This is a genomic window from Dyadobacter sp., assembly GCF_017744695.1.
Lineage (GTDB): Bacteria > Bacteroidota > Bacteroidia > Cytophagales > Spirosomataceae > Dyadobacter.
Genome location: NZ_JAGIAS010000008.1, coordinates 13060 through 35447, shown reverse-complemented (window position 1 = coordinate 35447; position 22388 = coordinate 13060). Strand labels below are relative to the sequence as shown.

Here is a 22388-nt window from a genome sequence, read left to right as displayed (position 1 = left end):
CGGGTTAAGGTGGTTGATTTTGGGCTGGTTAAAGGGTCCAGGTCAGGACATAATCTTCAAATGTATCAAATTGAATCTGTATCGTTTCCGGCAAGTCCCCTTTTTGCAGGTTAACTTCAAATCGGCTGTTTTGGTTGCCGGAAAACGCATGAATGATAATATGTTTTTTCAGATCGATAGAAGCATCGCCGGCATACTTGAATACCGACTCCTTGGCCGACCAGATCAGGTGCATTTGCAGATTGTTGTCCAGGTCGGCCCATTGCAGCTCTTCATCATTCAAAAAATAGAATGCCCCCTTTGAAATGGATGGCTTCATCTGCTGAACATCGACCCCCACAGACGCGCCTTTGCGCAGGTACACGCACACATATTCGCCCGAATGCGACATGGATATTTCAACGTCTGTGTCGACCAGATGCGGCTTGCGCTCCGGGTCGTAGCCTATGATCGCATTCGTTCCGTGCATTTCCCTTACCAACATCCTGCAAGCCAGCCATTCCTGTTTGCGTTTTTCTTTCGAAATGCGGTCGAATACCGCCATTTCGGAAGCCGGTAAGTCGAGCATTCCAAGCAAATCTTCCCACGGTTCGGTCATACGCCAGAGCCCCAGTTTCGATACCGGTGAAATGGTTTTTATGGAAACGATACCCATTTATTGCTAATTTTGATATCAGATGCGGCGTCAGAGTATGCGCCCGTCCAGCTGATTTTATGTGGCCTAAAAACAAAGTCCTGCGTTCCGCACTCAAAGCATTCTCCATTTTCCTTCTGATCGTCGGGATACTCTTCGGATTGTTCATCTGGCGTATCCGTGTGCCAAAGCCGGAGCTTGAAAGTACTAAAACTGTTGAAAGTTACAAACGCGAGCAAGTGGGGGAGAACCATTACCGCGTGGGTAACAACTGGCTGCGGAAAAACAAGCATGGCATCTGGGAAATGTACCTGGAAGGGGCACCTTATGAGCGAGGGCTTATTTACGGCATCCTCGCCCGGGAGCTCATGGAAAAACAGGAAGTACATTTCGTAGGGCAGATTAAGGAAATGATCCCGAGTGCGATGTTCCTGCAAGTATTAAAAGGTTTTGTAGGCTGGTTCAACCGGGATATTTACAAATACATTCCCAAGGAAAATCAGCAGGAAATTTACGGCGTTTCGCAGTCGTTTTCGGATCAGTTCAATTATATAGGCCCCAAATATTACCGCATTCTCAATTACCACGCCGCGCACGACATCGGCCACGCATTGACCGACCTGAACATGGTGGGCTGCACCTCATTTGCGGTTAACCACTCGCTTACCGAAGATTCGACTTTGCTCATTGCCCGCAACTTCGACTTTTATATGGGCGATGCATTTGCAGAAGACAAGCTGATCGTCTTTATGAACCCCGATAAAGGCTACAAATTCGCCTCCTACGCGTGGGCGGGGCTTACGGGCGTGGTTTCGGGCATCAATGAAAAGGGTATTACTGTTACGCTCAATGCCTCGAAATCGGATATTCCATTCGCGGCGAAAGAGCCCATTTCTATTCTGGCCAGGGAGATTCTGCAATATGCGGGTACCATCGAAGAGGCACGGAAAATCGCTTCTAAAAGCGAGACATTCGTTTCGGAATCGCTGCTGATCGGCTCGGCAGCGGATGATAAAGCGGTGATTATCGAGAAATCGCCCCAGAAAATGGACGTGTATGACTCAGGTAAGGATGCCCTGGTTTGCGCGAACCATTACCAGAGCAATGCTTTCATCAAGGATTCGGTGAATATCCATAATATTAAAGATACCGATTCCAAAGCCCGTTTCGACCGGATGACTCAGCTCATCGGGCGCATGCATCCGATGGACGTCAACCAGGCCGCGGGCATTTTGCGTGACCAGAAGGGTGTGGACGATAAATTCATTGGTTACGGCAATTCCAAACTGCTCAACCAGCTCATAGCGCATCACGGTATTGTTTTCAAGCCGGCCAGAAAGGAATTCTGGATTTCGGCACCGCCTTATCAGCTGGGAGCGTTTGTAGGTTATGACCTGAATCGTGTTTTTTTGCAAAGAGGTCATTTTCAGTCATTTGACTCGCTGGATATTGACCGTGACCCTTTCCTGGAATCGGCCGGTTATAAAAAGTTTGAGGCATTTAAATCAGTGAGACAGAAAATCACTAAATATGTGATGCTGGATGCGCCGCTTTCGTTGACGCCACGGGATGAGGAGGCATTCATCGCGAATAATGCGCAGAGTTACCTCCCGTATTTTTTCCTTGGTGAGTACCATCAGAAGAAAGGCGATTTCAGCAAAGCGATCGGCTATTACGAGCAGGCTTTGAAACATGAAGTTTCTTCGTTGAACGAGGAGAAATCAATCCGGGAACGGATAGCCGAAAGCAAAAAGGGCAAGCATTAATGCCCCGTTGCATATTTAGCATTTCCATACCAACCTTTGAATGCCATGAGTCCAGATACACAGCAGCCCGCCTTGCAGCAGCTTTTGTTGCACGTTTCTAATTACTCGAATTACTACAAACGTATTTTCCGCGAGCACAATATCAACGTCGATGCGATCAAAACGATGGCCGACCTGGCTCAGCTGCCATTTACGACCAAAGACGATCTGGCGCAATACAACGACGACTTCCTGTGTGTGCCCAAAAGCCGCATTACTGATTTCGTAACTACCTCGGGCACGCTCTCGGACCCGGTAGCATTTTACCTTACGGACTCGGATGTCGAAAGGCTTGCTACCAACGAGTCGGAATCGTTCCGTTGTGCGGGAGGTTCTGAAAACGACATTTACCAGCTGATGACTACGATCGACCGCCGCTTTATGGCCGGGCTCGCGTACTGGATGGGCGCGCGCAAGATGGGCGCGGGGATGATCCGTGTAGGGCCGGGAGCCCCGTTTCTGCAATGGGAGTCGATCCAGCGGTTTTCGCCGACGGTGATCATTGCCATCCCTTCATTTATCCCCAGGCTGATCGACTACGCCGTGGCGAACGATATCGATTTCGCCGCTTCGAGCATAAAATCCATTATCTGTATCGGCGAGCCGATTCGCAACCCGGATTTCTCATTGAATGAACTGGGTAAGCGCATTACCTCGCAATGGGACGTGAAACTGTATTCAACCTACGCCTCCACTGAAATGGGAGCGGCATTCACCGAATGCAGTGAAGGCAAAGGAGGGCACCTGAATCCGGATCTGCTGATCCTGGAAGTGGTGGACGATGAAGGCAATGCAGTGAAAGACGGCGAGCTCGGCGAAGTGGTAGTAACCACACTGGGCGTGGAAGGTATGCCGCTGCTGCGCTATAAGACCGGCGATCTTTGCCATGTGTATTACCAGTCTTGTGCGTGCGGGCGAACGAGCCCGCGCCTGGGACCTGTGGTAGGGCGCAAACAGCAAATGATCAAATTCAAAGGTACGACCATCTTCCCGCCGGCATTATTTGACGTGCTGGATGCGGTGAAGGAAATCGAATTGTATCAGGTGGTCGTATCTAAAAACGAGTTCGGAAACGACGAGATCACCGTGGTGCTTCCGATGCAGTTACAGACTTCGGCATTCAAGGAAACCATGCATTCATTGTTCAAATCCAGGCTCCGCGTTTCACCGGCATTAACTTTCGTAACCGCTGAAGAACTAACTTTCCGGATCTACAAACAGGAGAAACGCAAACCTGAAAAATTGATCTATATTTGACCCCTCTGTTACCATAAAAATAAAAATACGATCATGAAAAAGTTCATTTATGCGTCAGCAATAGCGATTTCGTTCCTCGCCGCTGATGCAGCCCTCGCCCAACGCGTCGACCTCCGTTCCGGCGATGTAAGCGTATTGTCGGGCCAGAAAACCGTTAACGTTGTCTACGATTATTCAGAGTTTGGAGTAGGTAAATTTGCCACCGAGCAGGAGTATCTGGATAAAAAATCGGCCGAGTATAATGCCAAGGAAGCCGGTAAGGGCGATGCCTGGAAAAAGGCATGGGTGGAGGACCGAAAGGCACGCTATGAGCCTAAGTTCGAGGAGCTTTTCAACAAAGGTATGGCAGATAAGGGACTGACGGCTGTTACGGCCCGTCCGGACGCACAATATACCCTCATTGTGAAAACCAAATTCGTCGAGCCCGGCTTCAACGTGGGGGTGATGCGCAAGAATGCCTACGTCGACTTTGAAATAGACCTGGTTGAATCAGCTAACAAATCCAATAAAGTTGCTGAAATTGGAATGAGAAATGTTCCAGGCGGCCAGTTCGGCGGTTTCGACTTCGATACCGGCGTCCGCATTGCTGAATCTTATGCGAAAGCGGGCAAATCCCTGGCGGCATTTCTGGATAAAAAACTGAAATAAACTAACCGTTCCCAATTACTCAGAGTATGAAAAAGTTATTACTGATCGCATTCGTGTTGTTCAATGCTGCCGTTGTTAAGGCGGATAACACCATGGCCGACCTCTTCGCTGGTAAAACCAAGCTGGTTTTCCTGGGCCTTGATTTTACCCAAGCCAAATACATTGGTAAAGCAGGTTTTATGGACGCGCAGGCCATCCAGAATCAGCACATCGTGAGCTGGAACAACCTGATCGAGCTCGAACCCAAGAAGTTTTCGCTGCAAAAAGCATTCAGTCTCAAAGACGACCAGTACAAGTCGAAAGTGGAAGACATGGTGACTTTGAACAAATCGGTGAATGTAGAGAAGAATATCACCGACGACGAGTACAGCATTACCGAAGATCAGGTGAAAAAGTCGGTAGCTAAGTATTCACTAAGTGAAAAGGATGGCATTGGGATCGTTTATGTCGTGGAAAGCCTTAACAAGAACGCCGAGAAGCTGGTTGCCTGGGTTACATTCATCGACCTGGCCACTAAAAAGGTGATTCACACCGAAAAAGTCGAAGGTAAAGCGGGTGGTTTTGGTTTCCGCAACTACTGGGCCGGCGCTGTTTACAAGATTAACCAGGAGATCGACAAAAACCTTTACAAAAAGTGGAGCAAATCGTTCAAAGCTTAAAAAGTAAATAGATTTGCTTATTTTTAAAGCTCAGATTAATTACCGATACCGTATCATTCTTTTGTAAGCTGTGAGCTGTTTGCCTGAGTCTGGTGAACGTTCACAGCTTACTGTTTAAAAAACCGCTAACCCGTTATCGTGCGCATAGCCAACTCATTTTTCCTGCTGCTCGTATGCCTGCTTTTTACCAGCTGCGGTAAAATGCTCTACCGTTCGGCGGCAAAGGCGTTCACGAAAGGGGCCAAGGAAGCTCCGTATGACGCGGTTATCGTTCCAGGCTTTCCTTACAATGGTGGAAAATGGGACATGGTATTGCAACTGCGCATTCACTGGGCCTATTATCTGTATTCCAAAGGTTATACAAAAAACGTCATTTTTTCGGGCGGCGCAGTGGCTACTCCCTACATCGAGAGCCAGGTAATGGCCAACTACGCTGAGGCATTGGGGATTCCGCGCGAGCATTTGTTCACCGAAGAAAAAGCCCAGCACAGTACAGAAAATGTATATTATTCCTACCGCCTTGCAAAAGACCTCGGCTTTTCGAAAATTGCGCTTTCCACCGATCCGATACAGACAAGTTACATGAGAAAGTTCATCAAAAAGTATGAGCTTCCGGTAGGCTTGTTACCGACGGTGATCGATACGGTGAAAACATTAAACGTATACGAGCCAAAAGCAGATCAGAGCAATGCGATGGTGAAGGAGGGGTTCGTCAAACTGTCAGATAAGGAAGGTTTTTTCAAACGTTTCCGCGGTACAATGGGTAAGTACATCGTCTGGCATGAAGACGATTTGAAAAAGGCAAAGTACAGAAGGAGATATAAGGATCGGATGATACCCTCTTCCGAACAATCAGGGAACAATTAAAGCGTACAATGAAAAAAGAATTGTCGGCTATTGAAGCCAAGTATGAAGCACAGAAGATAGCGTTTGGTCCGATGTACTTTCAGTCGGTGGTGGCGCTCAGGGACCTGGGCATTTTGCAGTACATCAGCGAAAACCGCAAGGGAGTGAGCATTGCCAACATTATCGAAAATGTGAATGTCTCCGAATACGGCGTAACCCTTTTGCTGGAAGCGGCGGAAATCGTGGGCGTGGTGGAAATAGAAGATGATATTGTCAAGATCAGTAAAATAGGCTTCTTCCTCTTAAAGGACGAAATGACCCGCGTGAACATGAATTTCATGAAAGACGTGTGTTACCTGGGCGCGAGCCATATGACCGAAAGTATCGTCAACGGCAAGCCCGAAGGACTCAAAGAGCTGGGTAATTGGCCGACGATCTATGAAGGACTCTCGATTTTGCCTGAACCTGCCAAAACTTCCTGGTTCGAATTCGATCATTATTACTCTGACAACGCATTTCCCGACGCGCTGAAAATCGTGTTCGCCAAAAAACCGAAAATGCTTTTCGATATTGGGGGAAACACCGGGAAATGGTCGTTTGCATGCTGTGACTATGATGCGGATGTGCGGATTAAAATACTCGATCTGCCGGTGCAGCTCAATGTGGCCCGGGCGAATGCAACCGAGCGGGGCCTGACCGACCGTATCGATTTTCACGCGATCAACCTGCTGGATACGACCCAGAAAATCCCGCAGGGTGCCGATGTGATCTGGATGAGCCAGTTTCTGGATTGTTTTTCGAAAGAACAAATCGTGGCGATCCTGGAAAATGCTTACCAGGCCGCTTCTGAAAACACCACAGTGTACATTCTGGAACCATTTTTTGATAACCAGAATTATCCTGCTGCACATTATAGCCTGGTGGCGACATCTTTGTATTTCACCATCATGGCCAACGGCAACAGCAAAATGTACAGGATCGGCGTGATGAAGGAGCTGGTATGCCAGGCTGGGTTTGAGGTCGTTAACACCTACCCGCTGATCGGTGACAGCTATCATACGATTCTGGAATGCAGGAAAAAGGCTTGATGCCCGATCCTTTTAAATCCGGAATACGTAAATATTGATTGTTATGAAGCGAATAGTGGCGTTTGGCCTTGTTCTTCTGCTCGCGGCTGTCTTTACGGCTCATGCGCAGGTTGATAAAGGAGTTTACTATAAAGCATTGTCGAGCGGCGAAGAAGCATCTATCGATAAAGTGCTCGCCCGGCTCGAAAATGAAAAATCCTCATCGAAAGTGAATGCCTATAAAGGCGCGCTGACGATGAAAAAGGCAGGTTTTGTGAAAGGGGTAGGAGGGAAAGTGAAGACGTTCAAAAAAGGGGCGCACCTGCTCGAAGACGAGATCAAAAGTAACCCGGGCAATACCGAGTTCCGTTTCCTGCGCCTGACCGTGCAGGAACATGCGCCCGGGATTTTAAAATACAACAAAGAAATAGATGCCGATAAACAGGCCGTCGTTTCGGGCTACGACAAGCTGGACGCCGACCTTAAAAACGTCATCGCCGATTATGCGAAGGATTCGAAGGTGTTGAAAGAATCGGATCTCAAATAGAAGAGCATTAACAGGATTTTACGGATCAATGAAAAACATATTAGTCGTAAACTACTCTCAATCAGGTCAGTTGAATGAAATTATCGATCAGTTCCTGATTCCGTTTCAACCTGAAACAGTAGAGCGTCTGGAAATTTTTCCCGCAAAATCCTTTGTGTTTCCCTGGACTTCGGATGAGTTTTTCGACAAAATGCCCGAGTGTGTGCAGGAAGACCCGATAGAGCTCAAACCGCTGCATTTCGGTGCGGAGCGTTACGATTTGATCGTGCTGGGCTATCAGCCCTGGTTTTTGTCGCCGTCTTTGCCTATAACGTCGTTGCTAAAGAGCCAGGAGTTTAAACTCCTGGCTGATGGAACGCCTATCGTAACGGTGATCGGCGGGCGGAATATGTGGCTCAATTCGCAGGAAAGCATTAAAAAGCTGATCGCCGATGCAGGAGGAAAGCTGGTAGGAAATATCCCGCTGATGGACCGCGTTTCCAACCTTGTCAGCGCAGTAACGATTTTGCATTGGATGCTTACCGGCCGCAAAGACCGCAAATGGGGGATTTTTCCGAAGCCGGGCGTGAGTGATGAAGATATTCAAAGCGCGTCCCGTTTCGGGGCGATCGTCAAAAAGCATTACGACAACCGGGAGTACAGCGGATTACAGAAGGAAATCATGGCCACAGGCCTTATTAACATACCCACTGATATCCTTTTTATAGAAGGGCGGGCCAAGAAGCTGTTCAGGATCTGGGCTAACCTGATCAAAACGAAGGGTACCACGCCTGAAAAACGGAAACGATTGGTTGGTTTTTTCAAATACTACCTGCTCGTGGCACTTTTTATGGTGGCGCCGGTGCTGGTCACGGTTTACCGGTTACTGATCGCCCCGTTCGCTGCCAATGCGATTAAGAAGAAAAAAGAATACTTTTGTGGTGTAGAAACCAAATCATAATGTCAGAAGCATATATTACCAGAATTGCCAAGTTTTTACCGAATGAGTCCGTTTCCAACGAGGAAATGGAAGAATACTTAGGATACATCAACGGAAAACCTTCCAAATCAAAAGCCATTGTTTTGCGCAATAACGGTATCAAAAACCGCTACTATGCGCTGCGCAAAGACGGAACGCCTACGCATACCAATGCGGAGATGGCAGCTCTTGCTATTAAAGAACTATTCAGCAGCAATCCGGCCGAAATCGGCCAAATGGACCTGCTGAGCTGCGCCACATCCAGCCCCGACCAACTGATGCCTTCGCACGGTTCGATGGTACATGGCTACTTGCCCGAGGCAGCGTCGATAGAGGTAGTGTCCCCGTCGGGCGTGTGCTGTGCGGGAATGCACGCTTTCAAATATGCCTACATGGCTGTGAAGCTGGGTGAGAAGGAAAAGGCGGTTGCCTGCGCTTCGGAGCGCCTGTCGACCGTGCTGCGTTCGGACCAGTTCGAGGATGAAATCCAGCAGCTGACACGCCTTGAAAAGAATCCCTTCCTTGCTTTTGAAAAAGATTTTCTGCGCTGGATGCTTTCTGACGGCGCAGGCGCATTCCTGGTGGAATCGGCTCCGAACCAGGAAGGAATCTCGCTGAAAATAGACTGGATTGAAGGCTGCTCGTATGCCAATGAGGTGGAGGCGTGTATGTACATGGGCGCCGACAAGCTGGAAGACGGCACATTGAAAAGCTACAAGGATTTCTCAGCCGAAGAGATCCAGGAACGTTCTGTTTTGAGTATCAAACAGGATGTGAAGCTATTAGGTGAAAAAATTGTTAAATTGGGTTTCGCCAAACTCAAAGATATTCTTGTAAAAAAAGGAGTAACGATGGACGATGTAAGCTATTTCCTGCCGCACTTGTCAAGTTATTTCTTTGAAGGCAAAATCGACGAGTTTTTCCAGGAAAATGGTATGCCTATTCCCAAGGAAAAATGGTATACCAACCTCGTAACGAAAGGCAACGTAGGCGCGGCGTCTATTTATATGATGCTCGAAGAGGTGTTCAATAGCGGGGCTTTGAAAAAGGGCGAAAAAATATTGCTGGCAGTACCCGAGAGCTCGCGATTCTCGTATATGTTCTGCCTGCTCACCGTGTGCTGAAATCCTACAAAAGCTGCCCATATCGATGAAAAAGGAAGACCTTCCGCAAGACCCCGGAGCGCTCGACAAGTTTACCCGGGAAGTATGCTATGTCAAAAACGACGACGGTAAGTACGAAACCGCATTGAGCAAGGGCTGGGATGTGAAAAAACAGGCGCTGGACAGCGCCTGGGAAGAGGTAAACGAGCGGGTGGAGGAAGCCCGAAAGGCGGTTGCGAATGGCGAAAAAAGCCCGGTATACTATTTTATGGAACTTCGCCTGATGGATTTGCCGGTCCTGTCGGGCTACACGGGGATCTTCCCGTTTTTTATCAAACGGCATTTCAAGCCATCCGTTTTTAAAGGTCTCAGCGAGCGAAAACTGGAAAAATATGCCAGGGCTTTCGACATTACAGTGGACGAGTTGAAAAATTTTAAAGGTTGATCCAGTGAATATTGACAGTCAAACGGATGAATTCCATCACGTCCAGACCGCCCATTGCGAAAACGGGGTTACCACGGCTTTGCTGCGTTACCACGGCCTGGATTTCATGACCGAGCCATTGGCATTCGGCATGGGCTCGGGCCTGTTTTACATACAAATACCTTTTTTGACGGTCAATAATGGCCCGGCAATCTCGTTCCGGACGATGCCCGGCGCGATTTTCAAACGGACCTGCAAGTCGTTGGGTGTGGAGGTAACCCGCAAGAAATTTTCGAATCCCGCCGCTGCGGAGGCATTTCTGGACAAGAAAGTAAAGGAAGGCGTGCCGGTAGGCTGCCAGGTGGGCGTTTTTCACCTCACTTATTTTCCCAAAGAATACCGCTTCCATTTCAACGCACACAACCTTATCGTCTTCGGCGAGGAAAATGGTCGCTACCTGGTAAGCGACCCGGTCATGGAAGATGTGACCTCTCTTTCCAAAGAAGAACTCTCGCGCGTGCGTTTCGCACAAGGCCCGCTCGCTCCTAAGGGGCATATTTATTTCCCCGAAAAAATAAAACCCATTACCGGGGATATGATCCGTAAAGGCATTGTGACCGGTATCCGGCGGAATGTGCGGGATATGCTCAGCATTCCGGGCAATTTCGCCGGAGTGAATGGTATCCGTCATACCTCCAACCATGTCCGCAAATGGCGCGATAAGCTGGGTTTGCGTAAGGCGAGCCTTTATTTGGGTCAGATCGTGCGCATGCAGGAAGAAATCGGCACGGGCGGCGGCGGTTTCCGTTTCCTTTATGGGGCATTCCTCGAAGAAGCAGCGGCCTATCTGCAGGACGACCGCGTAGCTAATGTTTCGGAGGATTTTACCAAAGCCGGCGACATGTGGCGTGCCAGCGCCATCAAAATGTCAGGCGTGTATAAGGGCCGCCTGACCGAACAGAAAGACTTCGAAGAAATTGCCGATATGATGCTGGAAATCCGTCAGGTAGAGAAAGAAGCATTTCAGAAGCTTTCCAGCCTGAAACTGGGTAAATAAGTGCGGATAGGTATGGCGGGTCAGGTGTGCATTGAGATCAGGGACGTGTATAAGCGTTATAAATCCGCCCAGGAGGACAGCCTGTCACAGGTTTCGCTGAGCATTATGCAGTCGGACGTGTTTGGTTTGCTGGGCCCCAACGGCGCCGGTAAAACGACGCTGATTTCGATTCTCTGCGGCATTATCCCTGTTTCTACCGGCGATGTTCAGTTTTTTTACAACGGCAAACCCTATTCTGACCGTGAGAGAAAAAGCCGCATTGGTTTTGTTCCCCAGGAATACGCCTTCTATCAGGAACTGACTCCACGCCAGAACCTGGATTACTTCGGTGCGATGTATAACCTGCCTCCCCAAAAGCTGGAAGCGCGCCGCGAGCATTTGCTGGAAGTACTGGGCCTTGAAAAAGCGGCTGACAAGAAGATCGGGACGTTTTCAGGCGGTATGAAACGCCGGGTAAACCTGGCGATCGGCATTATCCATGAACCGGATATTCTCTTCCTCGACGAACCTACGGTAGGCGTGGATGTGCAGAGCCGGAATGCGATCATCCGCTATTTGCAGCAGGTTAATCAGGCCGGAACGACCATCGTTTATACTTCGCATCATATGTCGGAGGCAGAGGAATTTTGCAAGAATATCGCGCTGATCGACCATGGAAAGGTGATCGCAGCAGGAGGATTGCAGCATTTGAAAAGTGTTCACCATGCAGGCAGCCTGCAAACATTATTCATCAACCTGACCGGCGAAGAATACCGCGATTAAAAGCCTATGTTTAAATTATACGCATCATTACGCAAAGAACTCCTCCTGCTGATCAACGATAAAGTAGGGCTGGCCTTGATGTTTCTGATGCCCTTGCTGCTGGTTTTTATCATTACCATTATTCAGGACAGCGCCTATAAGATGGTAAATGAGAACCAGATACCGCTCTTGGTGGTCAATCATGACAACGGCAAAGAGGGCGGGAAACTGGTGGATTTGCTGACAAAATCAGGGCTTTTTAAGATCGATTCGCAGAACGCGATCCCGCAGGAGTCGTTGAAGTCGGAATTATTATCCAGGGGCAAAATGATCGCATTGTACATTCCGGCCACGTTTTCGGCGGGGCTTGAAAGTAATGCGGAAGATGTGAGCACGATTCTGATGGACGATCTGGGCCTGGAACGCGACACAACGGCGCGAGAAAAGGTTTCGATGCCGAAGCTCTCGTTTTATAATGACCCGGTTTTGCAGGAGAATTACAGTTATTCGGTCATGAGCGTGATCCAGTCGTACATGAGCGTGATCGAAAACTCGCTGATGATCGACCGTATGTATGCCAACATGGACATTGCCGAAAGGTCTGCGAAGCTGAAAGACAAAATGATTTCCAACCGCGTCGGCATCGATCAGATCGTGGCGCGGAATAATAACTCGACTGCCATTCCCAATTCCACCCAGCATAACGTTCCAGCGTGGACGATTTTTGCGATGTTTTTCATGGTCGTCTCGCTGGGTAGCAACATTGTGAAAGAGCGCATTAACGGCAGTTTTCTCCGGTTGAAAACCATGCCAACCACATTTATGGTGGTCATGTTTAGTAAAATGGCGGTTTACGTGGTGGTAGCGGCGTTACAAGTGGCGCTCACCTTTTCGATGGGCATCTGGATTCTGCCCAAACTCGGCCTGCCGAAACTCAGCGTTCCCGACAATGTCATTGCCACCATCGCGGTGATTTTCATCAGTAGTATGGCCGCCGTGAGTTATGCTTTGATGATCGGCGCATTTGCCAAAACAGAGCAGCAAGCCAACGGATTCGGCGCGATATCCATTATCATCTTCGGGGCGATAGGGGGGATTCTGGTGCCAACGTTCGTAATGCCGGGTTTTATGCAGTTTTTCAGCAACTTTTCACCATTGCACTGGTGCCTGGAAGGTTTCTATGTATTATTCCTCAAAGGCGGCAGCTGGCAGGATCTGCGGACGGTGTTCGCTTTTCTGGGCATTTTTATAGTGTTTTGCCAATTGGGCACATATTTTAAGTTGAGGTTCGAAAGAATTATTTAAGTTTGATATTCCCCGGCCGGTTCGCAAAGCTGTAACCGGCAATTACATGAGTGATTAACAAATCAATATGGACATAGAAAGCCTGAAGCCCATTCTGAAAGGGCAAATTGTACAATACCTGAACCTGCTGGACATTAACCCTGCCGACATCAAGGATGACGAACCGCTTTTCGGCGGCGATTTGGGGCTGGACTCCATCGACTCGCTCGAACTGGTGGTGCTGCTCGAAAGAGAATACGGTATCAAAATCAACAATCCGGCTGAGGGACGCAAGATACTCGTCGATGTAAACCACATGGCCGAGTACATTCTCGCGCATACAAAAGCCGCTTAATTTTCGATGGGAAGGGTGTTGGTGACGGGTATGGGCATGATTTCGGCCATTGGCAACAATGTGCAGGAAAATCATACGAGCTTGCGTAACGGTTGTTCCGGAATCGGTAAGGTGGCTTTTTTCGAATCGCTGTACGCTTCGCGGTTGCCGTTTGGCGAAGTGAAGCTCAGCAACGACGAGCTTAAAAAAGCACAGCAATTGGAAACAGCTACCGGCTACACGCGTACCTGCTTGCTGGCAGATAAGGCTTTCAGCGAGGCTGTCGCCGATGCAGCATTGACGCCGGGCCAGGTATCCTCGCTCGATACCGCGTTAATATCGGCCAGCACCGTGGGCGGCATGTGCCTTACCGATCAGCTTTACGAAGACGCCAATCACAAGTCGGAGGGTTCGGAGTACCTGGAATCCTATGGCTGCTCGGCACATACGCTGAAACTGATCAAACGCTACCGCATCAAAGGTTTTACCGATACGATTAACACGGCCTGCTCTTCGTCTGCCAACGCGATTATGCTTGGTGCGCGGCTGATCCGCTCAGGAAGGGTGAAAAGAGCGATCGTGGGCGGTGTGGACAGCCTGGCCAAATACACGGTCAATGGTTTTAATGCATTAAAAATCCTGTCGGAATCGCCCTGTAAACCATTCGATGTGAACCGCGACGGCCTGAACCTGGGCGAAGGCGCGGCTTACCTTGTGCTGGAAGCGGAAGAGCTGGCAGCAGGCAAAAAAGTATACGCGGAAATAGCCGGCTTTGGCAATGCGAACGATGCACACCACCCGTCGGCGATGTCCGATGAGGCTACGGGCGCGATCCGCTGCATGCGCGAGGCAATCCGCTCGGCAGGGATCCAGCCCTCACAAATCGGGTATATCAATGCGCACGGCACCGGCACGCAGAACAACGACCAGGTCGAGTTTTTCGGAATGGGAGAGTTGTTTGACCAGATACCGCCTTACAGTTCCACCAAATCATTCACAGGGCACACGTTAGGCGCGGCCGGCGCCGTGGAGGCTATTTATAGTGTCCTGGGCATCGTGCATTCGGAATTGTTTCCGGGCTTAAATGTGGAGGAAGCTATCAGCGGGCCCGGGCTTGCGCCAGTTTCGCAGTGGCAGGGCGAATACCCACTGCGCTACGTTTTATCCAACTCCTTCGGCTTCGGGGGGAATTGTACTTCACTTGTTTTTGCAGGAATAAATTAGTCTTCCATCAGTTTGGTCAGAATCTCCTGTGCGGCCAGGGAGATGACAGTGCCGGGACCGAAAATGCCTTTTACGCCCGCATCGTAGAGAAACTGGTAATCCTGCGCCGGGATGACGCCTCCGGCGATGACCATAATATCGCCTCTGCCCAATTTATTTAATTCGCCGATCAGCTCGGGAATGAGCGTTTTATGCCCGGCAGCCAGGCTCGATGCGCCGATGATGTGCACGTCGTTTTCAACGGCTTGCCTGGCCACTTCCTGCGGCGTCTGGAACAAGGGCGCAATGTCTACGTCAAAGCCCAGGTCGGCAAAACTGGTTGCGATCACTTTCGCGCCCCGGTCGTGCCCGTCCTGGCCCATTTTAGCCACCATTATCCTTGGCCTGCGACCTTCCAGCCGGGCAAACTCGTCGGACATTTCGCGCGCCCGCCGGAAATTTTCGTCGTCGGAGACTTCGGTCCGGTAAACACCCGAAACCGAGCGGATTGTGGACTGGTACCTGCCGAATTCCTTTTCCATAGCCTCAGAAATTTCTCCTAATGTAGCTCTTTTGCGCGCCGCCTCCACAGCCAGCGCCAGCAGATTTGAATGCATGTCCCTGCCGCCCGTTTCCTTGCAGGCCCGGGTGATGCGGTCCAGCGCCTGGCGCACTTCCGGTTCCTTACGATGCGCCCGGATAGCTTCCAGCCGTTCAATCTGCGCGTTTCTTACTGCCTGATTGTCAATTTGTAGTATTTCAAAAGACGGCTTCTCGTCGGTTTTGTACTGGTTAACCCCCACTATAACCTCCTTGCCTGCATCGATCCGTGCTTGTTTTCGCGCGGCGGCTTCTTCAATACGCATTTTGGGCAGGCCGGTTTCGATGGCCCGGGTCATACCACCCAAAGCTTCTACCTCTTCAATCAGCTCCCAGGCCTTTTCAGCGAGTTGCATAGTCAGGTATTCGACGTAATAGGAGCCGCCCCACGGATCGACAGCTTTGCAGAGGTCTGTTTCGTTTTGAATAAAAAGCTGCGTATCCCGCGCAATGCGAGCCGAAAAATCGGTAGGCAACGCAATGGCCTCGTCGAATGAATTGGTATGGAGTGATTGCGTGTGCCCCATGACGGCAGCCATCGCTTCGATGGTCGTGCGGGTGATATTGTTAAACGGTACCTGCTCGGTAAGGCTGTAACCGCTCGTCTGACAATGCGTGCGGAGCATCAGCGATTTTTCGTTCTGCGGGTCGAACTGCCGGACAATTTTTGCCCAGAGCATCCTTCCTGCCCGCATTTTGGCGATTTCCATGAAGTGGTTCATTCCTATACCCCAGAAAAACGACAGCCGGGGCGCAAAATCGTCGATCCGAATCCCTGCCGCAAGTCCTGTGCGGATGTATTCGAGCCCGTCCGCGAGTGTGTATGCCAGCTCGATGTGTGCGGGGGCGCCTGCTTCGTGCATGTGATAGCCGCTAATGCTGATCGAATTGAAGCGCGGCATATTTTGGGAAGCATAGGCAAAAATATCGCCGACAATACGCATCGACGGTCCCGGCGGGTAAATGTAGGTGTTGCGCACCATAAACTCTTTCAGGATGTCGTTCTGGATCGTCCCGGTAAGTTGCTCGGGCTGTACGCCCTGCTCTTCGGCAGCGACGATAAAAAAGGCCATTATCGGTATTACCGCGCCATTCATCGTCATCGATACCGACATTTGATCCAGTGGTATCTGGTCAAACAGCGTTTTCATATCCTCCACTGAATCGATCGCCACGCCGGCTTTGCCTACATCGCCTGTGACGCGCGGGTGATCGGAGTCATAGCCGCGGTGGGTCGCCAGGTCAAATGCGACCGACAATCCCTTTTGACCGGCTGCGAGGTTACGGCGGTAGAATGCATTGGATTCGGTAGCGGTAGAAAAGCCCGCATATTGCCGGATCGTCCACGGGCGTTCGAGGTACATGCTCGCGTAGGGCCCGCGAAGGAATGGGGGAGTGCCTGCGCCGAACGCGAGATGTTGGGCACCGTCGAGGTCTTTTGCGGTAAATTGGGTTTTGATTGAAATGCCTTCGGCGGTTTGAAACGGTGCCTTCTGGCCGGTGTTTCGGATTCCCGCAGTGATTTTACCACCTGTATTTTTGAAAATGTTACTGTCTGCCGTTTTTGAAAATATTTCCCAGGCAGCATTGGCCAGTTTCAAAGTCATATCTTCCAATGCAAATGCACCCGCCGCCGGGTCGGCCACTTTGGCAAAATGGCTTTCATGGTCGAGAATGTAAGAAACATGCGTGGCCAGCCGACGAGTCAAGGCATTATCCGCATTATCAAATGGTAGCACAGTAAGCGCATCGCATCCGCCGATAATGGCGCTCATAGCCTCCGCAGTGGCCCTTATGAGATTGGTATAGTCGGTTTCATTCTGCCGGTAGCGGATGAATGTCGTTGCGTGAATGAAGGGTATGCTTTGCGTTTCGGGCAATCCGAATGCGCGTGCTATTTTCTTTAACAGATACCTTAATGCTCTCAATCCGGCAATTTCAGTCAGGTATTTCGGACCGATCCAAACCGAGAATGTGGTTTGATCAAATGCATATTCAGGCGAACCACTGTTGGAATACCCATTGGAAAAAGAAATAAGGGCTGCTACCAGCTGTGCCACCGGGTCCGGACCATGGAGTTCGATCCGCAATGGCCGGGATTCGCTTAAAGGCGCTGCATTTACATTAATCCAACCGGCGGTTTGCTTTTGGGCATGCTGAATTTCCGCAACAGCCGCCCAATCGATCTCCTGGGCGGTAACGTAAGGTTTAAAATGCAAATTCTTCGCAATTTCCCACGCTTCGGGCAGCCCGGAGCGCCCTTTCATCTCCTTTGCCGCAAGCTTTTCCCAGGCGTTTTTGTCTGACGGGAGAAATTCGGAAAAGAGTTTTGCTGACATGGGCCGATGGATTGATGAACAGTTTGCGGAAAGACGCCATTAGCAAAACTACAAATTTTGACACGCAATTAAGGGTGCCTAAACATCAAAACCGCTTCTGTAACCTTTTGGGCACGATTACGCTTGCAATTTTATTTTCGGGTTTGCAGATACACTTTGTGACGATTAAATTGAATGTTCGTTTCCTCTGGAGAGATCAGGTATTTTTATATCTTTGCCGTCCTTTTGAACTATGATACTCAGAGTTTGGTAAATTATACATTGGAAAGAATCAGCACAAATAGAGAGGTAGACCAGGTTTGGGATGCTTGCCTGAGGATTATTCAGCAGCACATTCCCGAGCAGAGTTTTAAGACGTGGTTTGAACCCATTCGTCCGTTAAAGCTCTATGGTAAAGTACTTACCGTGCAGGTTCCCAGCCAGTTTTTCTACGAATGGCTGGAAGATAACTATGTCAATCTGCTGAGAAAGGCGCTGGACTACGCGATCGGCCGCGACGGTTTATTGGAATATTCCATTATTGTCGACACTGGTAACGAGAAGCACCAGCCGCTGACGATGAACGTCTCAACCCAGAAATCTCCAAATTATTCCAAGCCGGATAATTTCTCAACCGACCCGCGCATGGGAGCGAGCGTGAAGGAGAAAGACCAGGATTCGCTGACGCTCGATACGTATCTGAACCCCAATTATTCATTCGATAACTTCATCGAAGGTGACTGTAACAGGCTTGCCCGTTCGGCCGGTTTCGCGGTGGCGCAGCGTCCGGGGCTTACCTCGTTCAACCCGCTGATGATGTATGGTGGTGTTGGATTGGGCAAGACGCACCTTGTGCAGGCGATCGGAAACTACATTACCAACCACTACGAGAACAAACTGGTGCTCTACGTTTCTTCGGAGAAGTTTACAAACCAGTTTATCAACTCGATCCGAAACAATACCCTTCAGGAGTTTACCGACTTTTATATGAAGGTGGACGTGCTGGCGATCGACGACGTGCAATTTTTGTCGGGTAAGGAGAAAACGCAGGACACATTCTTCCATATTTTCAACCACCTGCATCAACTCGGCAAGCAGATCATCATGACCAGCGACCGCCCGCCGCGTGAGCTGCAAGGGTTGCAGGACCGTTTGCTATCCCGCTTCAAATGGGGTTTGACGGCCGATTTGCAGGCGCCGGATTTCGAAACGCGTATCGCGATTATTCAGAAGAAGATCCAGTCGGAAGGCATTTCGATCGACTATGATGTGATCGAATACATTGCGCATAGCGTAAACTCGAACGTCAGGGAGCTGGAAGGAGTAATCGTGTCGCTGATGGCGCAGGCCTCGCTTACCCGTCGCAATATCGACGTCGAGCTGGCTAAAAATACACTCCGCAACATCGTCATGAACGAGGATAAGGAGGTAACGATCGACACGATCCAGGAGATTATCGCCGATTACTTCCAGGTTTCGATTGCCGACCTGAAAAGTAAGAGCCGTAAAAAGGAGGTCGTTTACCCGCGCCAACTCGCGATGTACCTCGCCAAAGAATATACCGACCTGCCGCTCAAATCCATCGGCTATCATTTTGGAGGTCGTGACCACAGTACGGTGATCCACTCGATCCAGAGCATTAACCTGCTTATGGACGAAACGCCGGATGTGGAAGAAACTTTGCAGAAGCTGCGCAGTTACTTCAAATAGGTTTTGACGTATCAATGTTCAGCACAAACCCTGAACAACATGGTACCGAAGCCTATCCTTCTTTCCCGGGAGCAGATCGATGCGCGAACCTGGGATAACCACATTCATCATAGCCGGCAATGCGTCATTTACGCGTTAAGCTGGTACCTGGACATCGTCTGTGAGCAATGGGAAGCGCTCGTATGGCCCACTGCCACCGATTACTCGATTGTGATGCCGCTGCCTGTGAGGCGGAAGTTCGGCCGGCGTGTCCTGTACCAGCCACTGTTTTGTCAGTATTTAGGTGTTTTTTCAAAACACGAATTGACGGCGGAGCAGTGCGGGGCATTTCTGCAAGCTTTAACAGCGCACTTCCCTTACATTTCCAACTATTCATTCAACCCCGAAAACTTCGCGGTAATCGGGAAGCCTTGCCTGAAAAGCTTTGAATGGGAGTTGTTTCAAACGCATTGGCTGAATTTGAATCAACCCTATGGCGAACTTTATGCGGGCTATTCCGGGGACCGGAAAGCAAATCTGAGAAGAGGAAGTAAAACAGCCTGGGAAATCGTCGAATCGGAAGATTTTGGGCCGTTAATAGCGCTTTTTACAGAAAATCACGCCGCAGGAATCGGTAGGATAAAAGCGGATGCCTATATGTTGCTAAGACGGCTCGGAATGGAATGTGTTAGAAATGCACATGGCTGTCTCGTGTACGCGCAGGCAGGCGGGCATGTGCGAGCGGGCGTGTTCCTCACACGTTATCGCGGGCGGACAATTTACCTTTTTAATGCAGCCGATCGTGCCGGGCGGAGGGGAAATGCCAGGGCGCTGGTGCTGGACGCTTATTTTCGCGAAAATGCAGGTAGAAAGCTGATTTTTGATTTTGAAAGCCCACCGAAAGTATCCATCGCGGATTACTATGCAGGTTACGGGGCGGTTGCAATGCCATTCTGGTGTGTTAAAAGGAATACATTACCCTTCCCGTTTCGGCAAATGCAGCGGCTTCGAAAATGGCTGATCAGAACCAGGCAATATCTCTTTTCAGCCCTTTGTAGGATTTTAAATCCATTTCCAGCGAACCGATTTTAAGGTCAACCTCGGCTTTTAATGGAATCTTGTTTGAATCGTCAGATACCCACAACGCCATGGGTTCCTCGCCTTTGAAGAACTTGTTGGTCGGAATTTGAGGGGATAGCCTCAATACCTTGCTTTTGCCAAACTTGGTTTTAATCACATCCCTGCCCACGTAGCGAACGCGGAGCTTGTAAACCTCTCCGTCAAAGAAAGTAGGGACTTCGATGATCTCACCTTCGCGGACCTTGTCGAAATTGATGGTACGCAGGAAAAAATAGCCGCTGATAATATCGTGGATGTTGTTGGGAACATTGTAAGTCTTGCTTTCATCCTTCACATTGGAAACCGCTTGATCCTTGCTGTGGTTGAAAAACACGGTTTCCTCCTTGCGGTATTTGTTCTCCTGGATTTGCCGCTCGAACATATGGGGAAGAATCGCGGTAGTGTCGATGTAGGAACGCCAGGTGTCGCGCACGCGTGATATCAGGTCGAACGCGCCTACTGTCCGTCCAATGACGTTGACCCGGTAGCAAGGCCGGTTGTTGATCATGGAAACGGCTTTACCCACCTCGACTTTTGCTTCTGCTGCATTGATGAAGCCGTAATGCACGCGGTACTCGACGCGTTCGCCGGTGCCGAAACTCTTATTGTGAACTACCCGGTCCATTTCCGCACTCTCGTCGTACTGGCGGAAGGAGAACAGCAATGCGAATGTCGATATGGCTAATAGTAATGCGTACGATCTTTTCATGCTCTTAATAACATTACAAGGAAGGGTATTTGCCCTTTAAATGATTGAGGTATTTCTTCAAATCCCCCCCAAACTTCTTTTCAAATTCCTGCCTGAAAGTGTCCTGTTTCGACTTGTAGGTCAGGTAACTGATAAAGTAAGCATTATTGGGAAGTTTTCCGTCGGGCCAGCGGTTTTTGTTTGTTAACGTACGCTTGCCTGAAAGAAGTGTATCCGTATCGCTGACGATATCAGTGATCAATTTCATCTTCAATGAGTCCTTTTCAGGGCTTGGCGTTGGATCCGTACCGAATGTTTTATAAAGACTATCCAAACGGCCTGCCCCCCTGAGCATATGGCGCGAATAGGCGTCATTATATCGTTTGGAATACTCATACTGCCGCATTTGTTCGGAACCGGCGCCATACTTGTATTTTAAGAATCGTATAGTGCCCTGATCACCAACAAAACTGGCCAGGTTTTCATTGAGTTCCAGGTTGTTTTTTACAAAAAGCGTACCATGTGTAAGCTCATGCAATATCAGATTGGTCAGGCTGCCAACACGGCGCAGGAGCATGGTCGACAGGATGGGATCTTTCAGATAGCCGAGCGTCGACCAGGCTGAAACTTCGCCAATATCTGTATCTAATCCGTTGTCGATCAGTGTCTTTTCTTCGGCGACAGCCCGGGTCGAGTCGAAGTAACCTTTGTAGGGGAATGTGCCGACGATCGGAAAGTGCCATTGGTATGGCTCTATTTTATAGCGTTCGGAGGCTGTAATGAGCCATATCAACGGCCGTCCGTGCTGATTGTAGAAGGTGGTATAATTATCAGAAGGCGTCAGGCCGAGCGAGTCCACGCCGAATTGCTTGATCTCCTGGATGAGGCGGATCCTCGCTTTGAGGGAATCGGGAAACGTTTTGTTGGCCAGTACGTCATCTACTTGCTCAACCTGCATGAGTATGCCAATTTGTCCTTTGGCCTGTAAAAAAGCATAGGTGAGCACATCCCTTTGCCAAATGCCGAGCAATACCGCGACAGCCAGCAGGGCAACCAATATTTTCTTGATCACAATTTCAATGTTAAAATGAATGCAGCGAGCCGTCGGACGGCCTTCGGGTAGCACGCGCCGGAAATAGCCTGCCGGGACGCGCTCTTGTCGTTCACAAAAATAGCCAATTGGCGGACATTTAAATATCGGGAACCCAGCTTCTTCACCGTTTGATAATCTGTTCTCTCCACTTGCATATCGCCATTTTTGTACTTCCGTTGCAAATGCTGTAAAATGCGAAAATTTCGGGAAAAATTAAGTTTTAAGGCAAAATTCAGGTTGTTGTTTTAGCGGGAATTAGCTATTTTTACAAAACAATAAAGACCCATTTACGAGCGGTTTTTGTCCTGCAAAAG

22 protein-coding genes are annotated in these 22388 nt (G+C 49.5%); 17 read left to right on the top strand and 5 right to left on the bottom strand.

Going from position 1 to position 22388, the window contains the following annotated elements; all coding sequences use genetic code 11:
* Positions 1 to 28: 28 nt before the first annotated feature.
* A complete protein-coding gene (locus J7619_RS25345) occupies positions 29 to 655 on the bottom strand; it encodes a 4'-phosphopantetheinyl transferase superfamily protein (RefSeq protein ID WP_291205502.1) in 627 nt (208 codons plus the stop codon).
* Between the two features lie 59 nt (positions 656 to 714).
* On the opposite strand from J7619_RS25345, the gene J7619_RS25340 reads away from it, so the two are divergent.
* The 15 genes from J7619_RS25340 (at position 715) to J7619_RS25270 (ending at position 14588) form a co-directional block, all read left to right on the top strand.
* Positions 715 to 2400, top strand: a complete 1686-nt coding sequence (locus tag J7619_RS25340) for a C45 family autoproteolytic acyltransferase/hydolase (RefSeq protein WP_291205499.1) — start codon at positions 715 to 717, stop codon at positions 2398 to 2400.
* Positions 2401 to 2445: 45 nt separating this feature from the next.
* Positions 2446 to 3696, top strand: a complete 1251-nt coding sequence (locus J7619_RS25335; RefSeq protein ID WP_291205496.1) for a phenylacetate--CoA ligase family protein — start codon at positions 2446 to 2448, stop codon at positions 3694 to 3696.
* A gap of 33 nt (positions 3697 to 3729) precedes the next feature.
* Positions 3730 to 4344 (top strand): hypothetical protein, encoded by a 615-nt coding sequence (locus J7619_RS25330; RefSeq protein WP_291205493.1) that lies wholly within the window; start codon positions 3730 to 3732, stop codon positions 4342 to 4344.
* 26 nt (positions 4345 to 4370) lie between these two features.
* Positions 4371 to 5003: a hypothetical protein gene (locus J7619_RS25325; RefSeq protein WP_291205490.1), complete on the top strand. Its 633-nt coding sequence runs from the start codon at positions 4371 to 4373 to the stop codon at positions 5001 to 5003.
* 138 nt (positions 5004 to 5141) lie between these two features.
* Positions 5142 to 5870, top strand: coding sequence for a YdcF family protein (locus J7619_RS25320; protein WP_291205487.1), 729 nt, complete (start codon positions 5142 to 5144; stop codon positions 5868 to 5870).
* 8 nt (positions 5871 to 5878) lie between these two features.
* A complete protein-coding gene (locus J7619_RS25315) occupies positions 5879 to 6937 on the top strand; it encodes a methyltransferase (RefSeq protein WP_291205484.1) in 1059 nt (352 codons plus the stop codon).
* A gap of 43 nt (positions 6938 to 6980) precedes the next feature.
* A complete protein-coding gene (locus J7619_RS25310) occupies positions 6981 to 7463 on the top strand; it encodes a hypothetical protein (protein ID WP_291205481.1) in 483 nt (160 codons plus the stop codon).
* 28 nt (positions 7464 to 7491) lie between these two features.
* On the top strand, positions 7492 to 8403 hold the full coding sequence (locus J7619_RS25305) for a hypothetical protein (RefSeq protein ID WP_291205478.1): 912 nt from the start codon (positions 7492 to 7494) through the stop codon (positions 8401 to 8403).
* A complete protein-coding gene (locus J7619_RS25300; RefSeq protein ID WP_291205475.1) occupies positions 8403 to 9545 on the top strand; it encodes a beta-ketoacyl-ACP synthase III in 1143 nt (380 codons plus the stop codon). Before J7619_RS25305 ends, J7619_RS25300 begins: the two co-directional genes overlap by 1 nt.
* Positions 9546 to 9570: 25 nt before the next feature.
* A complete protein-coding gene (locus tag J7619_RS25295) occupies positions 9571 to 9969 on the top strand; it encodes a hypothetical protein (protein ID WP_291205472.1) in 399 nt (132 codons plus the stop codon).
* Between the two features lie 4 nt (positions 9970 to 9973).
* Positions 9974 to 11005 (top strand): BtrH N-terminal domain-containing protein, encoded by a 1032-nt coding sequence (locus tag J7619_RS25290; protein WP_291205469.1) that lies wholly within the window; start codon positions 9974 to 9976, stop codon positions 11003 to 11005.
* 12 nt (positions 11006 to 11017) lie between these two features.
* Positions 11018 to 11767, top strand: coding sequence for an ABC transporter ATP-binding protein (locus J7619_RS25285; protein WP_291205466.1), 750 nt, complete (start codon positions 11018 to 11020; stop codon positions 11765 to 11767).
* A gap of 6 nt (positions 11768 to 11773) precedes the next feature.
* A complete protein-coding gene (locus J7619_RS25280; RefSeq protein WP_291205463.1) occupies positions 11774 to 13051 on the top strand; it encodes an ABC transporter permease in 1278 nt (425 codons plus the stop codon).
* A 67-nt stretch (positions 13052 to 13118) separates the two neighbouring features.
* The gene (locus J7619_RS25275; protein ID WP_106598059.1) at positions 13119 to 13385 is read left to right on the top strand and encodes a phosphopantetheine-binding protein; all 267 of its coding nucleotides are present in this window, start codon (positions 13119 to 13121) and stop codon (positions 13383 to 13385) included.
* 6 nt (positions 13386 to 13391) lie between these two features.
* Positions 13392 to 14588, top strand: a complete 1197-nt coding sequence (locus J7619_RS25270) for a beta-ketoacyl-[acyl-carrier-protein] synthase family protein (RefSeq protein ID WP_291205460.1) — start codon at positions 13392 to 13394, stop codon at positions 14586 to 14588.
* Here J7619_RS25270 and scpA read toward each other — a convergent pair.
* Complete coding sequence (gene scpA, locus J7619_RS25265; protein WP_409012768.1) at positions 14585 to 17506, bottom strand: methylmalonyl-CoA mutase; 2922 nt, start codon at positions 17504 to 17506, stop codon at positions 14585 to 14587. The two genes, J7619_RS25270 and scpA, sit on opposite strands and share 4 nt — an antisense overlap.
* A 261-nt stretch (positions 17507 to 17767) precedes the next feature.
* On the opposite strand from scpA, the gene dnaA reads away from it, so the two are divergent.
* Positions 17768 to 19195, top strand: coding sequence for a chromosomal replication initiator protein DnaA (gene dnaA / locus J7619_RS25255; RefSeq protein ID WP_223400454.1), 1428 nt, complete (start codon positions 17768 to 17770; stop codon positions 19193 to 19195).
* 39 nt (positions 19196 to 19234) lie between these two features.
* The gene (locus tag J7619_RS25250; protein ID WP_291205455.1) at positions 19235 to 20266 is read left to right on the top strand and encodes a GNAT family N-acetyltransferase; all 1032 of its coding nucleotides are present in this window, start codon (positions 19235 to 19237) and stop codon (positions 20264 to 20266) included.
* Here the strand turns inward: J7619_RS25250 and J7619_RS25245 are convergent.
* Genes J7619_RS25245 through J7619_RS25235 form a run of 3 tightly spaced genes read right to left on the bottom strand, consistent with a single transcriptional unit; the run spans position 20196 to position 22229 of the window.
* Positions 20196 to 21002, bottom strand: a complete 807-nt coding sequence (locus tag J7619_RS25245; protein WP_291205452.1) for a DUF3108 domain-containing protein — start codon at positions 21000 to 21002, stop codon at positions 20196 to 20198. The genes J7619_RS25250 and J7619_RS25245 overlap by 71 nt on opposite strands.
* A gap of 13 nt (positions 21003 to 21015) precedes the next feature.
* The gene (locus J7619_RS25240) at positions 21016 to 22053 is read right to left on the bottom strand and encodes an aminopeptidase (RefSeq protein ID WP_291205449.1); all 1038 of its coding nucleotides are present in this window, start codon (positions 22051 to 22053) and stop codon (positions 21016 to 21018) included.
* A complete protein-coding gene (locus tag J7619_RS25235) occupies positions 22050 to 22229 on the bottom strand; it encodes a hypothetical protein (protein ID WP_291205446.1) in 180 nt (59 codons plus the stop codon). The genes J7619_RS25240 and J7619_RS25235 overlap by 4 nt, the downstream gene beginning before the upstream one ends.
* Between the last annotated feature and the right edge of the window lie 159 nt (positions 22230 to 22388).

Bases quoted from the DNA above. Each gene is read 5' to 3' on its own strand.
- J7619_RS25345 (WP_291205502.1), bottom strand. From the start codon at position 655: ATGGGTATCGTTTCCATAAAAACCATTTCACCGGTATCGAAACTGGGG.
- J7619_RS25340 (WP_291205499.1), top strand. From the start codon at position 715: ATGTGGCCTAAAAACAAAGTCCTGCGTTCCGCACTCAAAGCATTCTCC.
- J7619_RS25335 (WP_291205496.1), top strand. From the start codon at position 2,446: ATGAGTCCAGATACACAGCAGCCCGCCTTGCAGCAGCTTTTGTTGCAC.
- J7619_RS25330 (WP_291205493.1), top strand. From the start codon at position 3,730: ATGAAAAAGTTCATTTATGCGTCAGCAATAGCGATTTCGTTCCTCGCC.
- J7619_RS25325 (WP_291205490.1), top strand. From the start codon at position 4,371: ATGAAAAAGTTATTACTGATCGCATTCGTGTTGTTCAATGCTGCCGTT.
- J7619_RS25315 (WP_291205484.1), top strand. From the start codon at position 5,879: ATGAAAAAAGAATTGTCGGCTATTGAAGCCAAGTATGAAGCACAGAAG.
- J7619_RS25310 (WP_291205481.1), top strand. From the start codon at position 6,981: ATGAAGCGAATAGTGGCGTTTGGCCTTGTTCTTCTGCTCGCGGCTGTC.
- J7619_RS25305 (WP_291205478.1), top strand. From the start codon at position 7,492: ATGAAAAACATATTAGTCGTAAACTACTCTCAATCAGGTCAGTTGAAT.
- J7619_RS25300 (WP_291205475.1), top strand. From the start codon at position 8,403: ATGTCAGAAGCATATATTACCAGAATTGCCAAGTTTTTACCGAATGAG.
- J7619_RS25295 (WP_291205472.1), top strand. From the start codon at position 9,571: ATGAAAAAGGAAGACCTTCCGCAAGACCCCGGAGCGCTCGACAAGTTT.
- J7619_RS25285 (WP_291205466.1), top strand. From the start codon at position 11,018: ATGGCGGGTCAGGTGTGCATTGAGATCAGGGACGTGTATAAGCGTTAT.
- J7619_RS25280 (WP_291205463.1), top strand. From the start codon at position 11,774: ATGTTTAAATTATACGCATCATTACGCAAAGAACTCCTCCTGCTGATC.
- J7619_RS25275 (WP_106598059.1), top strand. From the start codon at position 13,119: ATGGACATAGAAAGCCTGAAGCCCATTCTGAAAGGGCAAATTGTACAA.
- J7619_RS25270 (WP_291205460.1), top strand. From the start codon at position 13,392: ATGGGAAGGGTGTTGGTGACGGGTATGGGCATGATTTCGGCCATTGGC.
- scpA (WP_409012768.1), bottom strand. From the start codon at position 17,506: ATGTCAGCAAAACTCTTTTCCGAATTTCTCCCGTCAGACAAAAACGCC.
- J7619_RS25250 (WP_291205455.1), top strand. From the start codon at position 19,235: ATGGTACCGAAGCCTATCCTTCTTTCCCGGGAGCAGATCGATGCGCGA.
- J7619_RS25245 (WP_291205452.1), bottom strand. From the start codon at position 21,002: ATGAAAAGATCGTACGCATTACTATTAGCCATATCGACATTCGCATTG.
- J7619_RS25235 (WP_291205446.1), bottom strand. From the start codon at position 22,229: ATGCAAGTGGAGAGAACAGATTATCAAACGGTGAAGAAGCTGGGTTCC.